This window comes from Flavobacterium rhizosphaerae (assembly GCF_046000445.1).
Classification (GTDB): domain Bacteria; phylum Bacteroidota; class Bacteroidia; order Flavobacteriales; family Flavobacteriaceae; genus Flavobacterium; species Flavobacterium rhizosphaerae.
Window position 1 is genome coordinate 48,446 of record NZ_JBELPZ010000002.1, and the last position, 14,435, is coordinate 62,880.

General features: G+C 37.4%; 17 protein-coding genes. 9 read left to right on the forward strand and 8 right to left on the reverse strand.

The window, feature by feature from the left end; translation table 11 throughout:
• Positions 1–7: 7 nt before the first annotated feature.
• Genes ABS766_RS02625 through ABS766_RS02635 form a run of 3 tightly spaced genes read left to right on the forward strand, consistent with a single transcriptional unit; the run spans position 8 to position 1,740 of the window.
• Positions 8–766 (forward strand): NYN domain-containing protein, encoded by a 759-nt coding sequence (locus tag ABS766_RS02625; protein WP_408083550.1) that lies wholly within the window; start codon positions 8–10, stop codon positions 764–766.
• Between the two features lie 2 nt (positions 767–768).
• The gene (locus ABS766_RS02630; protein WP_408083551.1) at positions 769–1,089 is read left to right on the forward strand and encodes a DUF4870 domain-containing protein; all 321 of its coding nucleotides are present in this window, start codon (positions 769–771) and stop codon (positions 1,087–1,089) included.
• Between the two features lie 6 nt (positions 1,090–1,095).
• On the forward strand, positions 1,096–1,740 hold the full coding sequence (locus ABS766_RS02635) for an alpha/beta hydrolase (protein ID WP_408083552.1): 645 nt from the start codon (positions 1,096–1,098) through the stop codon (positions 1,738–1,740).
• Position 1,741: 1 nt separating this feature from the next.
• Here the strand turns inward: ABS766_RS02635 and ABS766_RS02640 are convergent, their stop codons facing one another.
• Genes ABS766_RS02640 through ABS766_RS02650 form a run of 3 tightly spaced genes read right to left on the reverse strand, consistent with a single transcriptional unit; the run spans position 1,742 to position 3,546 of the window.
• A complete protein-coding gene (locus tag ABS766_RS02640; RefSeq protein ID WP_408083554.1) occupies positions 1,742–2,230 on the reverse strand; it encodes a hypothetical protein in 489 nt (162 codons plus the stop codon).
• 36 nt (positions 2,231–2,266) lie between these two features.
• The gene (locus tag ABS766_RS02645; RefSeq protein ID WP_408083555.1) at positions 2,267–2,767 is read right to left on the reverse strand and encodes a hypothetical protein; all 501 of its coding nucleotides are present in this window, start codon (positions 2,765–2,767) and stop codon (positions 2,267–2,269) included.
• A 14-nt stretch (positions 2,768–2,781) separates the two neighbouring features.
• Entirely contained in the window at positions 2,782–3,546 is a 765-nt protein-coding gene (locus tag ABS766_RS02650) for an MBL fold metallo-hydrolase (protein ID WP_408083556.1), read from the reverse strand.
• A gap of 86 nt (positions 3,547–3,632) precedes the next feature.
• Between ABS766_RS02650 and ABS766_RS02655 the strand changes: the two genes are divergently transcribed.
• The 3 genes from ABS766_RS02655 (at position 3,633) to ABS766_RS02665 (ending at position 6,232) form a co-directional block, all read left to right on the forward strand.
• Positions 3,633–5,108, forward strand: a complete 1,476-nt coding sequence (locus tag ABS766_RS02655) for a TonB-dependent receptor (RefSeq protein WP_408083557.1) — start codon at positions 3,633–3,635, stop codon at positions 5,106–5,108.
• 88 nt (positions 5,109–5,196) lie between these two features.
• Positions 5,197–5,661 carry a carboxypeptidase-like regulatory domain-containing protein gene (locus ABS766_RS02660; protein WP_408083558.1) on the forward strand — a complete coding sequence of 155 codons (465 nt, stop codon included), beginning with the start codon at positions 5,197–5,199 and terminating at the stop codon, positions 5,659–5,661.
• Between the two features lies 1 nt (position 5,662).
• Positions 5,663–6,232: a hypothetical protein gene (locus ABS766_RS02665; protein WP_408083559.1), complete on the forward strand. Its 570-nt coding sequence runs from the start codon at positions 5,663–5,665 to the stop codon at positions 6,230–6,232.
• A 1-nt stretch (position 6,233) separates the two neighbouring features.
• Here ABS766_RS02665 and ABS766_RS02670 read toward each other — a convergent pair whose 3' ends face one another.
• Complete coding sequence (locus ABS766_RS02670) at positions 6,234–7,037, reverse strand: DUF1206 domain-containing protein (RefSeq protein WP_408083561.1); 804 nt, start codon at positions 7,035–7,037, stop codon at positions 6,234–6,236.
• An 82-nt stretch (positions 7,038–7,119) separates the two neighbouring features.
• The gene (gene bcp / locus ABS766_RS02675) at positions 7,120–7,572 is read right to left on the reverse strand and encodes a thioredoxin-dependent thiol peroxidase (RefSeq protein WP_408083562.1); all 453 of its coding nucleotides are present in this window, start codon (positions 7,570–7,572) and stop codon (positions 7,120–7,122) included.
• Positions 7,573–7,606: 34 nt separating this feature from the next.
• Here bcp and ABS766_RS02680 point away from each other — a divergent pair, with 34 nt between their 5' ends.
• Positions 7,607–8,272 (forward strand): endonuclease III domain-containing protein, encoded by a 666-nt coding sequence (locus tag ABS766_RS02680; protein WP_408083563.1) that lies wholly within the window; start codon positions 7,607–7,609, stop codon positions 8,270–8,272.
• Between the two features lie 14 nt (positions 8,273–8,286).
• Here the strand turns inward: ABS766_RS02680 and ABS766_RS02685 are convergent, their stop codons facing one another.
• The 3 genes from ABS766_RS02685 to ABS766_RS02695 all read right to left on the reverse strand — a co-directional run bounded on the left by ABS766_RS02685 (position 8,287) and on the right by ABS766_RS02695 (position 10,170).
• On the reverse strand, positions 8,287–8,433 hold the full coding sequence (locus ABS766_RS02685; protein ID WP_408083564.1) for a hypothetical protein: 147 nt from the start codon (positions 8,431–8,433) through the stop codon (positions 8,287–8,289).
• A 54-nt stretch (positions 8,434–8,487) separates the two neighbouring features.
• Positions 8,488–9,072 carry an RNA polymerase sigma factor gene (locus ABS766_RS02690; protein WP_408083565.1) on the reverse strand — a complete coding sequence of 195 codons (585 nt, stop codon included), beginning with the start codon at positions 9,070–9,072 and terminating at the stop codon, positions 8,488–8,490.
• 273 nt (positions 9,073–9,345) lie between these two features.
• The gene (locus tag ABS766_RS02695) at positions 9,346–10,170 is read right to left on the reverse strand and encodes a helix-turn-helix domain-containing protein (protein WP_408083566.1); all 825 of its coding nucleotides are present in this window, start codon (positions 10,168–10,170) and stop codon (positions 9,346–9,348) included.
• Between the two features lie 199 nt (positions 10,171–10,369).
• Here ABS766_RS02695 and uvrA point away from each other — a divergent pair, with 199 nt between their 5' ends.
• Complete coding sequence (uvrA, locus tag ABS766_RS02700) at positions 10,370–13,159, forward strand: excinuclease ABC subunit UvrA (RefSeq protein ID WP_408083567.1); 2,790 nt, start codon at positions 10,370–10,372, stop codon at positions 13,157–13,159.
• Positions 13,160–13,352: 193 nt separating this feature from the next.
• A complete protein-coding gene (locus ABS766_RS02705) occupies positions 13,353–14,279 on the forward strand; it encodes a restriction endonuclease (RefSeq protein ID WP_408083568.1) in 927 nt (308 codons plus the stop codon).
• Positions 14,280–14,435: the final 156 nt, after the last annotated feature.

Here is a 14,435-nt window from a genome sequence, read left to right on the forward strand (position 1 = left end):
ATCGCACATGAAGAAAAATAACGATTTAAAACTGGCGGTATTAATAGATGCCGATAATATACCCTACTCTAACATAAAAGGGATGCTGGATGAAATTGCAAAATTTGGCATACCCACCATAAAAAGAATATATGGCGACTGGACAAAACCCACAGTTTCGGGGTGGAAACCTGCGCTTTTAGAACATGCCATTACCCCTATACAACAATACAGCTATACTTCCGGTAAAAATGCTACTGACTCTGCAATGATTATAGATGCTATGGATGTATTGCATAGCGAAAAGGTTGATGGCTTTTGCCTGATATCCAGCGACAGCGATTTTACGCGGCTGGCCATAAGATTAAGGGAATCGGGCATGTTAGTTATTGGCATGGGACAAAAAAAGACACCCAACCCTTTTATTGTTGCCTGTGATAAATTCATATATATTGAAATTATAGGAGTAGCAGAAAAAAATATTGAAAAGAAAAATGAGCCTGCTAAAAATTCCCTGCCGGAAACCAATCAGGCAGACCCTATTGATAAAAAGCTTATCAACCTTATAAAAATTACTATTGACGACCTTGCGGATGATGACGGATGGGCATTTCTGGCAGAAGTTGGGAGCCTGTTGATTAAAAAGCGGCCTGACTTTGACCCCAGGAACTACGGCTTCCTGAAACTTACACCGTTAATAAAATCGCTTCAGAAATATTTTGAGGTTGACGAGCGCAATGTTGAAAACAAACACATTAAACACATTTACGTTAAAATTAGAAATTAACCATGAATACCGTTGAAGAAGGAAAAACACACGCTATTATAAGTTACCTTACCTTTATTGGGGCAATTATTGCATTAATACTTAATAATGAAAGAAAAAATGACTTTGCTTCTTTCCATATACGCCAAGCCTTGGGGCTTATCTGTTTATTTATAGCATTAGGATATCCCGTTGGATATTTTGACAGTTGGATGGTTTCATCGGCATTTTACCTTTTTTTCTTTATATTGTGGATATATGGATTTATTGGCGCGGTTTCAGGGCAAAAAAATCTTATCCCTGTTTTAGGGCCACTGTTTCAAAAAGTTTTTAAAAGCCTGTAATATAATATGGAATTATCTCTACACCACTTAGTACGCGAACCCAAACATAAAAAAGATAAAAACCCGCTTTTATTACTCCTTCACGGGTATGGCAGTAATGAAGAGGATTTATTTAGTTTTGCTGAACAACTGCCTGATGAATATTTTATTATATCGGTACGTGCGCCTTATACATTACCCGGATATGGTTTTGCATGGTACACTATTAATTTTGATGCCGGCATGAATAAATTTACCGATGATGCACAGGCTACCCAATCACGTGATTTGGTGGCTGCCTTTATTGATGAGGCCATAGCAGCCTACCCTATTGATAAAGAAAACATTACGCTTATAGGCTTTAGCCAGGGCGCTATATTGAGTTATGCGGTATCATTAACTTACCCAGAGAAAATTGTACGTGTGGCCGCGCTTAGCGGCTACCTGCACTACCCTATTGTTCCTGAAAATATAGCGGCTGAAAAGAGTAAGCACCTGAAGTATTTTATATCGCACGGCACAGCAGACCAGGTTATACCTGTTGAATGGGCGCGTAAAGCGCCGGAATTTATAAAAGAGTTGGGCTTACAGCAGGAATACCATGAATACCCTGTAGGGCATGGCGTGGCGCCACAAAATTTTTATGACCTGCTAAGCTGGCTGCAAAAGTAAATCAGCTTTGCTGATTGTAATCTCCGGTAACTTTATTTTCCTCAATTTTTGCGGCAACAAAAGCAGTTTGACCGTCTTTTTTAAGCGTGTATCCATTTTCAGGATGCAATGTCCAATGATCGCTTATAAAAGGGCCATCTTTGGTGGTGCGTTTTAAAGTAATACTGTTTATACTGTCCGGCAGGTAGAGTTCTGCGCGGTCGCCATTTTCTTCAAAAATTACAAAAGCACTTTCTGCAATGCCCTCTTCCTGTGGCTCTGTAACAGGGTTTAACCTGTAGCCTTCCTCAAAAATACGCACGCATTCATTACGCATGGCACACCATCTGTATCCGGCAGAAGCAACACACCCGTGTGAGTCTTGATCAGTACCCAAAACCACCTTTTTATCAGGTTTAACCTCCGGCTCTTTTTCTGCCCTTTCCTTAAGGATAAAATTGCAGGAGCTAAGGCATATAGCCATAAAGGCAAGATACACTACTGGTCTCATATGAGATAATTTGAAAGAATGCTAAAATACAAAAAATTAATATGGAATAAACTTATAAAGTGTTGTTTCCATCGTTTCATACGTAACGGTACCATTCTCTTCAATAAAATAGCGAATAAGCGCTTGCCCCCTGCGGGTACCGTTATAAAAGTCAGCAATTACCCAACGGTTATTCAGTATTTTTATTTTGCTTATGGTAAAAGGCTTGCCTTCCATAGGCGGATACTGTACCAGTGGGTTACCATTAGGCTCTATATTTTTGGCAAAAATGCCATCCCTTATTTTTATGGCTATAGGCTGTATATCGGCAGTTTCAAAATAAGCTATAGCATCAGGATCATGTTCCAGTGAAAAATAATCTGAATTTTTAAGGTTATAATTAGTTGTAAAAAGGCTGTCTTTTAACACCTGTTGTTTTTCCTGCAGTTTTGTTATTGTATTGGTAGTAAAGGCATCTTTTTTTGTAAAATATACATAGGTAAAAATGTTTATGAGTAACGAAAATATGAACAGGTACAGGTATATGTTTTTTTTCATTTTATAAATTATTCTTATATAGTTATTTCCAGATTGTCGTATGCAAGAAAAATATTCTCCGGTAATTGCGCCTGTACTTCGGCATGAAACCCTAGTAAATGGCTTATATGTGTTATATAAGCCCGCTCCGGGGCTACGGTATTAATAAATGCAACAGCTTCTTCAAGGTTAAAGTGGCTGCGGTGCGGCTCAATACGCAATGCATTTACAACCAAAACCTTTACATCTTTCAGCTTATGCATTTCATCCTCGGGTATGGTTTTTACATCGGTAAAATAAGCAAAATCACCCATCCTGTAGCCAAATATTTCAAGGTCGCCATGGTACACCTTAATGGGTATTACATTTATATTACCCAATTTAATTACATCATTTTCAGTAACTTCATTTACAATTACCGATGGTGCCCCCGGATATTTGTTTTCTGACTCAAAAATATAATCAAAACGTTTCTTAAGATTTTTTATTACCCTTTTATGCCCGTATATAGGGATATCTCCCTGCCTGAAAAAAAATGGGCGAATATCATCCAACCCATTAGTGTGGTCGGCATGTTCGTGGGTATATAAAATGCCATCTATTTTAGTGCAGCCACAGGTAAGCATTTGCTGCCTGAAATCAGGGCCACAGTCTATTACATAAGAATGGCCTTCCCAGTGTACCCATACCGATACCCTAAGGCGCTTATCCCTTACATCATTACTAAGGCAAACAGGATGTGTGCTCCCTATTACGGGAATACCCTGCGATGTACCTGTGCCTAAAAACCAAACCTTCAAAATACCTTATTTTTAGACAAAAATAGGCAATATTTGTTTTATAAAGATTAGTGTTTTCCTAACTTTGCAGTATATTATTTATCCTCATGAAATTAACAGAAGAAGATATAAAATTAAAAGGTGACAAAATAATTGCGCACGTTCCCTCTATAAAAGATAAGACACTACGCATTAACCTGAATGAAAATATATACGGCACTTTTTCTGAAATTGGCGCCGGGCAGGAAACTGTTCGCCATTTTTTTCGGGCCGGAGGATCGTCCGGTACTATAGCAAAAGCAATGTCTGCCTATGATAAGGATTTTAGTGATGCCATATACGGTGTTGAACATGACGGAAGGTATGTAACTGAAAGCAGGCTAAAAAAAATGCTTTCTCATGAAGTAAAGATTACCGAAGAACGGCTGAAGCGTGATAAACATCCTAATAAACTGTTTTTTAGCTATGCCAATACTGTTGCTACTATAGATTTTGCCAAACAGTTTAAAGGCCATGGCTGGGTAGGTATAAAATACCAGGTAGAGCCGGATGAAGACTATAATGAAATTATACTGCATATACGCTTTAAGGAAAATGATGCCCGGTTACAGCAGGAAACATTAGGTATACTGGGGGTTAACCTTGTATACGGCGCTTTTTATAAGTATAACGACCCTAAAAAGATACTGCGTTACCTGTATGACCACCTGGATAAAGACCAGATTGAAATAGACACCATTAATTTTAGTGGTCCACGCTTTGCCGACGTTGATAACAGGCTGATGAGCCTGCAACTGGTTAAAAACGGCATGACCGATGCGGTAATGTTTGACCCGTCCGGGCACAATGTTTTACCCGCTGCTGTACTATACAAAAAAAATATACTGGCACTACGTGGTAGCTTTAGGCCGGTTACTAAGGTAAATATTGATATTTACGAGAAATCTTACCAGATGTTTATTGAGGAAAACAAAGTGGACAAAGATAAAACACTGGTAGTTTTTGAAATAACGCTTAGCAACTTGCGCTCTGAAGGTGAGATTAACGAACGTGACTTTTTAGACCGTGCCGAATTGCTTTGTGCACTGGGACAAAATGTAATGATATCTAATTTCCAGGAATATTATAAGGTGGTTGAATATTTTTCGAGCTATACCAAGGCCCGTATGGGGCTGGCCATGGGAGTTAGCAACCTGATTGATATTTTTGACGAAAAATACTACAGACACCTGAGTGGCGGTATATTAGAGGCTTTTGGTAAACTCTTCTTCAGGGACCTTAAAGTGTTTTTATATCCAATGAAAGATGAGAATGGTGAAGTAATAGACTCTGAAAACCTTAAGGTACACCCACGTATGAAAGAGCTGTATAAGTTCTTTAAATTTAATGGCAAGGTGGTTGATATACCAAATGTTGATGAAAGCAACCTTAATATTTTCTCTCGTGAAGTGCTTAAAATGATTAATAAAGGAAAAAGCGGCTGGGAACCCATGCTGCCGGCAGGTATTGCTGAAATTATCAAGCAAAATCATTTATTTGGGTATGACCCTAAAAAACAACTGGCAGAACAAAACCAGGAATAAAAAACTTATTTTTTAAAAGATTTTAATTACCTAATATTGGGTATGTTATACTTTATTAAAAGTGTTTACCTTTAAGAAAACTTTTAATATGAGAAGTATAATTACATTAATAGCACTACAATTACTGCTTGCACTGGTTAGCTGTGGTTCTAATAAAGAGGCAGAAACAAGCGACTCTCAAGCAGACAGTATCCCTCAAGGTGAAAGCAGTACGGGTGAACAGGAATTTGTAACTTTTAGGGGTACCATTATAGACAATGAAGGGGCGCCTGTTCCCGGAGTAACACTGATGGATGAGAGTACAGATGAAGCTGTAATTACCGACATAAATGGTAAATTTGAATTATTAGTGCCTAAAGATTCTGAAATATCTATAAACAATTTAGGGTATGATAACTTTTCTTTAAATGCTGAAGAAGCTTCAAATGCCAAAATAAATATTGAACAAAGAATTATTACTTTTTGCTGCACAAATCACACAAAAATACATTGCTCCAGTAAAAGAAGTGAATTACAGGAACTAGCAGAAACTAAAGGATGTATTTTTAACTAAAATGAAAATAGCAGCTACAATACTTCTTATTTTAGGATCCTTATACTTTGGTACTGGAGGACTTATTTACCTTGAGCTCGAAAAACGATATTCAGACGCCCAGTCTGAAGCAGTTAAAAATAAAAAAGTTTCAGATGGAAAATCGGTAGTAATTAATAACATTCCTTTTAATAATAAAAAAATTGCGGAAATAGCCAAAGATCAATTTCTTGCCGAGGCTATATATCCTTATGTAGTATATATACCTACTTTTTTAAATTTTATCATTACTGCAATTTCATTTGGTATTATAGGCACTTTTGCAAAAACTATAAATTATTGCATTACAAATAACACTAAAATAGCAGATGTAACTAATTTATTACTTTTGCTCATACAGGGTGCATGCATAGGGTTTATTATTTTAGGTATTTCTTATGCGATACCTACTATATTAACAAATGAGGAGGTTACTTTAAAACCAATATCAATTGTTTTCTTGAGTCTAATCGGAGGTATTTTTCACGAAGATTTTTACAAATGGTTACGAGATTCTGTGAAACAATTTAAAGAGAAAAGTAAAACGGAATAAATTATATCAGATTTTCATAACGCGCCCTTATAAAATTAAAGGTACCGTAGCAAACCAGCCCAAGGCCAATAGCGGCAAGCAAATATGTTCCGTATGCCTGCTCGCTTAAAAAAGCAAAAGCCTTGGAGGAATTACCCGCACTTGATGAATTTTTGTTTAATGCGGCTTTCAAAAACAAAAAGGCAATAAGCATCCACACTATGCCACGGGCAATATAGCCGGTTTTACCAGCTGCCATTACCGCTTTTCTGCCCTTTTCATTTCCTACTTGTTTATCAACATGCTTTTTATATTTCTCAGACAAGGAATAATAAAACTGGTATATACCTACACCTGCAAATATAAGTGCCGCTAAGATGGCCAGCACCTGCCCAAAAGGCTTATTAAGAAGGGTTTGCGCTAAATGTTGTTTACTATCACCTGAATCTGACACGCTATAAATCAATTTTTTAACAATGCTGTATGCTAAAGAACCATATACAGAAACACTGAAAAAATAGTATATCTTTTTACCTATAATTTTCTTTTTATCATCGCCATCATCCTGCTTTTCAAAAACTTTTAGCAGCCGCCATATACAATAACACACCAGGCCCACTACCAGCACCGCCAATATAATTTGCCCTCCCCATTGCTTATAAATAAAATCAAACACGCCAGACTTATCGGCATTCTCTGTAGACTGTCCGTTAATATTAAAACCTGCCATAAAAGTAAGTAAGCCTAACAGACAATAAATAAGTCCCTTGGCTACAAGCCCCACCTGGGCAAAATGTTTTTTATGCTTTTTTTTTACTGATACCATTATAAAAGTTTAGACCCTCTAAGTTAAGTGCCTGTAATTAAGTACTGCCTATATAAAAGCATAATTAAAACCTAAAATTTTCTTATTGCAGTATCTGAGAAGTATGCTCTTTGGTATTAACTTTAGTGATTACATCTTCTATAATTCCCTTTTCATTAATTATAAATGTAGTACGGTGTATACCATCAAATTCACGGCCCATAAATTTTTTAGGCCCCCATACGCCAAAAGCATTTATTACTTTTTTGTCCTCATCTGAAATAAGAGTAAAAGGCAGGTTGTACTTTTCTTTAAAATTTTGCAGTTTTTTAGGGGCATCGGCGCTAACACCCAATATTTCATACCCCTGGGCTAAAAAGCGTTCATAATTATCGCGCAGGTTACAGGCCTCTGCAGTACAACCGGGTGTACTGGCTTTAGGGTAAAAATATACTACCAGTTTTTTTCCGGCATAATCAGATAGTTTGTGTGCTTCACCTTTTTCATCTACCGCTGTAAAATCGGGTGCTTTGTCTCCTTTTTTTAATGTATTCATAAGTGTATATTTGTTTACTGTAAATTTAGTTAAAATGACCAAGGCAGAAAAGGCAGGGTTTGTTATAAAAACCTTAAATGATATATACCCAACTATACCTATACCATTAGACCATAAAGACCCTTATACCCTGCTTATAGCGGTATTAATGAGCGCACAAAGCACCGATGTACGGGTAAACCAAATTACCCCGCTGTTATTTGAACGGGCTGATAACCCTAAAATGATGGTAAAACTGAGCATTGATGAAATACGGGAAATTATTAAACCTGTAGGGCTCTCCCCTGCTAAGGCAAAGGCGATACACGGTCTTTCTGAAATATTACTTGACAAATATAACGGCGAAGTACCCGCAACTTTTGAGGATTTGGAATCGTTACCCGGTGTGGGGCATAAAACAGCCAGTGTGGTTATGAGCCAGGCTTTTGGCGTGGCGGCATTTCCGGTAGATACGCACATTCACAGGCTTATGTACCGCTGGGGCCTGAGCAATGGTAAAAATGTAGTACAAACCGAAAAAGATGCCAAAAAACTTTTTCCGGAAGATAAATGGAATAACCTTCACTTACAAATTATATGGTATGGCAGAGAGTACTCTCCCGCACGAGGCTGGAATCTTGATAAAGATATTATTACCGCCACCATTGGCAGAAAGTCTGTACTGGATGAATACTATAAAAAAACCTCCCGAAAAAAATAACGGAAGGTTTCTATTTAGTTAGCAACATTTTCAAAAGTGCCGTGAGCCGTTTTAACTATTTTAAGTGCTTTAGAATAATTAAGTAAAAAATCTACTGTTTCTTTTTTTGGCTGCATATTAGGCGCTGCTGCTGCTTTTTTTGGAGAGTAAAGTTTTGCCATTTACGTTTGGGTTTAAATTACCACAGTAGAACGCAAAACAAAACACCTTATTGCCTAATTTGTCAAAATTATTTTATTTTTTTCAATGACCTTTCTCATATTCATTAATGCATATCGCATACGCCCTAAGGCAGTATTAATGCTTACGCCAGTAAGATCTGCAATTTCTTTAAAGCTTAAATCCTGGTATATACGCATTTGCAGCACTTCACGCTGGTCATCGGGCAGCTCTTCAATAATACGTTGCAGGTCGTTTTCTACCTGTTCGGTAATAATCATGCTCTCAATATTTGGGCTGTTGTCTGACATGATAGAGAAGATAGAAAACTCTTCTGTTTCCCTGAACATGGGCATTTTTTTGTTTTTCCTGAAATGGTCAACAATTAAATTGTGCGAAATACGCATTACCCAAGGTAAAAACTTGCCTTCTTCGTTATACGAATTTCCTTTTAAGGTTTTTATTACTTTGATAAAAGTATCCTGAAAGATATCATCCGCAATATCCCTATCGGTTACTTTTGAATAAATAAAACCATAAATTTTGGATTGGTGCCTCCTGATTAACGTGGCAAGAGCATTTTCATCTCCACCTACGTAACTTTTAACCAAGACAGCGTCTGGGATTACAACATTAGCCATAGCAATACTTTTTAGCGTTTTTTGATATTTTTGGTCAATAAACCTCCGGTTTTAATGGAGCTCTAAAAGTAATTGTTTTGTATAGGCAAATGTTAATTAAGAATTAATGATATGCCAAATATAATATAATTAAATCTTAAAAAACAATACTGAGACAAAATTTTAACAAATTTCAGGCAATATTATTTGTTAAGAAGTTATATAAATATATAACACGACATGATTTTTATAAAATCATATATTGTTTCAGATAAATTATAAAAGGAAATTGTATCAGACATTTTTTATGAATTCAAAGAAGATACTCTCATTCATCTCATTGGGTAAATAGGTTAAATTAACCGGAAAATTTTTGGGTGATTTTTGAGTTAGCTTTTTAAAAAAATTAGTAAAATGGGCTTGGTCAAAAAAATCTAAAGCATAGGTAATATCCGTTAGCCTTTCACTTTCTGTACGGTGCCCAATATAGTCCATCGCTTTTCTCAGTCTGATGATATTATATATGGTACCGGGAGATTCTCCGCATATATTTTTAAAAGCCCTGTAAAACGTTTTATCGGAAATTTCCTGGGCTAATGGTTGTTCTGTAATACCATTGATAACTAAATCATCTATTTTGCTTTTTACCGCATCAGTATGGTTTTTTATATTGATAACAAATAGTAAATACACTTCTATAGTACTTATTTTTTCTTGGAGGGAATAAGAATCAAAAGAAGGATGCTCAGTAAAAAACGGTTGTAAGAGTGAAGTAAAGTCTAATGAAAAATTGTTTTTAAAATTAATTCCTTTATCAGTAAATTGTGCCAGGCCATATGGCTCAAATATGATGTTAAATGCTTCAAACTTACCTTCAAAATTAATTTCAACAGGTTTTTTGTAAATATTAGTACCGAAAAATGATAAACCTTTTGAAGGCTCTTTTTTTATACATACCTGATAATCATCACTTGTAAAAGAAGCATTTTTAATAATACACGTAGGAAAATAGTGATTTGGGAAAGCAATATAATTATCGTTATCTATTTTAGAGCCATAGTAACAACTAATATACTTTTTAAGCAATTCATTTTGAGGATATTTCAACTCTATTTCCATACACTTTAATTTGTATTTAGTATTTCAGATTTAAATATAAACATATTAGGCTATAAAACTACCGTTGTAAGGCATTTATAAAAATCAATTAACATTAGGGAATATATTGTTTATAGTACTGCATATACAAATCTTCATTCTAATTCCCTTAACAAAATTCTCCCTGTAAAACCGTATCTTTGCACATTATTTTTTTGCTATGATTAAAACCGACTTTTCTACCCTCGAACCAAAGAAAAACATACTTATAAAAGGTGCACAACTACACAACCTTAAAAATATAGATGTTGCCATTCCGCGTAACAAACTCGTAGTGGTTACAGGGCTTTCCGGTTCAGGCAAGTCCAGCCTGGCGTTTGATACCCTGTATGCCGAAGGCCAGCGCCGTTATGTAGAAAGTTTATCCAGCTACGCCCGCCAGTTTTTGGGCAGGCTTGATAAACCAAAGGTAGAATACATTAAGGGTATTGCCCCGGCTATTGCCATAGAGCAAAAGGTAAATACTACCAATGCCCGCAGTACCGTGGGCACCAGTACCGAAATATACGACTACCTTAAACTGCTGTTTGCCCGTGTGGGGCGCACCTACTCCCCTGTTTCGGGACGTGAGGTAAAAAAAGATACCGTTACCGATGTAGTAAATACCGTTAAAGGTTTTGAACAGGGTAGCCGCTGGCTACTGCTCGCCCCTGTGCATACTGAAAAAGGCCGTAGCATAGAAGAAAAACTGGGTGTACTGCTGCAACAGGGCTTTGCCCGTATTTTGGTGGATAACGAAACCCTGCGCCTGGATGAGCTTAGCGGTGTAGATTTTACCAATAAAGAGGTGCTATTGGTGGTAGACCGTATTGTGGTTAAGGATGAGGAAGAATTTTATAACCGCCTTGCCGATGCTGTACAAACCGCTTTTTACGAAGGTAAAGGCGAATCTTTTTTACAGGAGGTAAGTACGGGCAACCGCCTGCCGTTCAGCAATAATTTTGAAATTGACGGGATGACGTTTTTAGAACCCAACGTACACCTTTTTAGTTTTAATAACCCCTATGGTGCCTGCCCTGCCTGCGAAGGTTACGGCAGCATTATTGGCATAGACGAAGATTTGGTAGTACCCAACACGGGGCTTTCGGTTTATGAAAATGCCATTTACCCCTGGCGTGGTGAGAGCATGGGCTGGTACCGCGACCAACTGGTTAATAACGGACATAAATTTGATTTTCCCATCCATAAACCGTATTATGAACTGAGTGAAAAAGACCGGCATTTGATTTGGACCGGCAATAAATATTTTACAGGGCTGAACGACTTTTTTGCGGAGCTTGAAGAAAAAAACTATAAGATACAAAACCGTGTAATGCTGAGCCGTTACCGCGGTAAAACCAAATGCCCGGAGTGTAAAGGCAAACGCCTGCGCCCGGAAGCTAATTACGTAAAAATAGCCGACAGGACGATTACTGACCTGGTAGACCAGCCTATTAAACACCTGATCACATTTTTTGCAGAAATGCAACTTAATGATTATGATGCAAAGATTGCCAAAAGGCTTTTGGTAGAGATAAACAACCGCCTGAGCTTTTTGCAGGAAGTAGGTTTGGATTACCTAACACTCAACCGCCGTTCTAACACACTATCAGGCGGTGAGAGCCAGCGCATTAACCTGGCTACTTCGCTGGGCAGCAGCCTTGTGGGCAGTATGTACATTCTGGATGAGCCATCAATAGGGCTGCACCCAAAGGATACTGAGCGCCTTATAAAAGTGCTGGAAGGCCTGCGAGACCTTGGTAATACTGTTATAGTGGTTGAACACGATGAAGATATTATGAAGCAGGCCGACATGATAATAGATATTGGCCCCGAAGCGGGTACGCATGGTGGGGAGTTAGTTGCGCAGGGTACTTTTGACGAAATCCTTAAAAGCGATTCGCTAACTGCAAAATACCTTAATGGCGACCTTGAAATAAGTGTACCTAAAAAACGCCGCAAGTTTAAGCACCATGTAGAGGCGGTGGGTGCCCGCGAAAACAACCTTAAAAATATAGATGTTACTTTTCCGTTAGATTGCCTTACGGTAATCACCGGGGTTTCGGGTAGTGGAAAAAGTACATTGGTTAAAAAAATACTCTTCCCTGCCCTGCAGAAAGAGTTGGAAGGCGTGGGTGAAAAAGCCGGGCAGTTTACTGAGCTACGGGGCAATTACAAGCATGTTAAGCATATTGAATATGTAGACCAGAACCCTATTGGGCGCAGCTCACGCTCCAATCCGGTTACTTACATTAAGGCGTATGATGACATCCGAGATTTATTCTCAAAACAAAAACTGTCTAAAATACACGGCTACCAGGCCAAGCATTTTTCGTTTAACGTAGATGGCGGCCGCTGCGAAACCTGTAAAGGTGAAGGCGAGGTTACCATAGAAATGCAGTTTATGGCAGATGTGCATTTGGAGTGCGAAACCTGCCATGGCAAACGCTTTAAAAAGGAAATACTGGAGGTAACCTTTGAAGGTAAAAACATAGACGACATACTGACCATGACCATTGATGATGCCGTGGCATTTTTCAGTGAGTATAAACAAACCAAGATCATGACTAAGCTACAACCGTTACAGGATGTAGGCTTAGGTTATGTGCAGTTGGGGCAAAGCTCCTCTACCCTTTCGGGTGGCGAGGTGCAGCGTATTAAACTGGCGTCATTTCTTGTAAAGGGTGTTACTAAAGACAAAGCCCTTTTTGTGTTTGATGAACCCACCACAGGGCTGCACTTTCACGATATTAAAAAATTACTGGCAAGCTTTGATGCGCTGATAGACAAAGGGCATTCTATAATTGTTATAGAACATAACCTTGACCTGATTAAATGTGCAGACTATATTATAGATATAGGCCCCGAAGGTGGTGAAAACGGCGGGCATTTAGTAGCCTTTGGCACCCCGGAAGAAGTAGCTAAAAACCCTAAAAGTATTACGGGGGAGTATTTGAGGGAGAAGTTGTAATTGTTTCAAGTTTAGGGTTTAAAGTTAAAGGTTTCAAATTCAAGTTATTACATGCATTACGAAAATAAGTATGTGCTGTTCCCCTCTTTACAGGGGTTAGGAGATGTGTATTTTTCTTAAGCATAAAAAATATTTTATATTTTTATGATTAATGTATAAATCATTTAAACGTTAAACCTATCAAACCTTATAAATGTCAATACCTAAATATGATGAGTTAAGAATGTCAGCTTTAAAATTGCTTGCTGACGGTCGCACTATGAAACTGAAAGATTTTCTTGATCCTTTGGCTCAGGAATTCAAATTAACAGATGAAGAAGTAAACGAAATGTATCCTTCGGGAAACGGACATATTTTTTACGATAGAATTTCATGGGCGTTGAGCTATTTAAATATGGCTTCACTTTTAGATAAACCTGGAAGAGGTCTTTATACAATAAACTCAAAGGGCCTGGAAATGCTAAAAAATAAAACCCCTGAATACATTAATCAATTTGTTGACCATGAAGTTGCCAAAAGAGATAAGATAAAGAAGGTAAATAAAAATCCTGAAATTAAAATACTTGATATAAACGAAAGGTCAACACCACAAGAAAAACTTTACACATCGTTTAATAATATAAGAAGCTCTATTTATGATGAGATACTTAGTACTATTTTAGGCAAAACTCCGGCAGCATTTGAAAAATTAGTGGTATTGCTGTTGCAAAAAATGGGCTATGGTGGAGAGGTTAAGAACTCTGGTTTGGTAACCAAACAGTCAAACGATGGTGGGATAGATGGTATTATAAAGGAAGATATATTAGGATTTGGAAGAATTAACATTCAGGCAAAACGCTATCGTCTAGATATTGCGGTTAGCCGTGAAGAAATACAACGTTTTGTTGGCGCTTTGGCTGTTGCACAATCAAATAAAGGAGTATTTATTACTACATCATATTTTTCGAAAGGAGCTTTAGAATATGTTGAAAATCTTTATGGAAATACAACTGTGGTACTGATTGACGGAAAAGAATTAGCTGCTTATATTTATGATTACGGTTTAGGAATGCAGGTAGAACAAACTATCGAAATAAAAAAAATGGATACGGATTTTTGGGATTCTATGGCTGATCAATAGAATTATGTATTGATAAAACTTAGATATAAGTAGTTATTGTTTAAACACCAAGCCATGCTAATCATACTGCTAATTTTCTGGGTGTCCTTCATGATATTCTACATTAATTGTTACGGAAAAAGAAGCCTCACAGCAGGAAATACAGGCCTAATTGTA

Coding starts and splice junctions, on each gene's coding strand:
- ABS766_RS02625 (WP_408083550.1), top strand. CDS start 8: ATGAAGAAAAATAACGATTTAAAACTGGCGGTATTAATAGATGCCGAT.
- ABS766_RS02670 (WP_408083561.1), bottom strand. CDS start 7,037: ATGGTATCAGTAAAAAAAAAGCATAAAAAACATTTTGCCCAGGTGGGG.
- uvrA (WP_408083567.1), top strand. CDS start 10,370: ATGATTAAAACCGACTTTTCTACCCTCGAACCAAAGAAAAACATACTT.
- ABS766_RS02635 (WP_408083552.1), top strand. CDS start 1,096: ATGGAATTATCTCTACACCACTTAGTACGCGAACCCAAACATAAAAAA.
- ABS766_RS02640 (WP_408083554.1), bottom strand. CDS start 2,230: ATGAGACCAGTAGTGTATCTTGCCTTTATGGCTATATGCCTTAGCTCC.
- ABS766_RS02680 (WP_408083563.1), top strand. CDS start 7,607: ATGACCAAGGCAGAAAAGGCAGGGTTTGTTATAAAAACCTTAAATGAT.
- ABS766_RS02655 (WP_408083557.1), top strand. CDS start 3,633: ATGAAATTAACAGAAGAAGATATAAAATTAAAAGGTGACAAAATAATT.
- ABS766_RS02695 (WP_408083566.1), bottom strand. CDS start 10,170: ATGGAAATAGAGTTGAAATATCCTCAAAATGAATTGCTTAAAAAGTAT.
- ABS766_RS02690 (WP_408083565.1), bottom strand. CDS start 9,072: ATGGCTAATGTTGTAATCCCAGACGCTGTCTTGGTTAAAAGTTACGTA.
- ABS766_RS02660 (WP_408083558.1), top strand. CDS start 5,197: ATGAGAAGTATAATTACATTAATAGCACTACAATTACTGCTTGCACTG.
- ABS766_RS02705 (WP_408083568.1), top strand. CDS start 13,353: ATGTCAATACCTAAATATGATGAGTTAAGAATGTCAGCTTTAAAATTG.
- ABS766_RS02630 (WP_408083551.1), top strand. CDS start 769: ATGAATACCGTTGAAGAAGGAAAAACACACGCTATTATAAGTTACCTT.
- ABS766_RS02645 (WP_408083555.1), bottom strand. CDS start 2,767: ATGAAAAAAAACATATACCTGTACCTGTTCATATTTTCGTTACTCATA.
- bcp (WP_408083562.1), bottom strand. CDS start 7,572: ATGAATACATTAAAAAAAGGAGACAAAGCACCCGATTTTACAGCGGTA.
- ABS766_RS02685 (WP_408083564.1), bottom strand. CDS start 8,433: ATGGCAAAACTTTACTCTCCAAAAAAAGCAGCAGCAGCGCCTAATATG.
- ABS766_RS02665 (WP_408083559.1), top strand. CDS start 5,663: ATGAAAATAGCAGCTACAATACTTCTTATTTTAGGATCCTTATACTTT.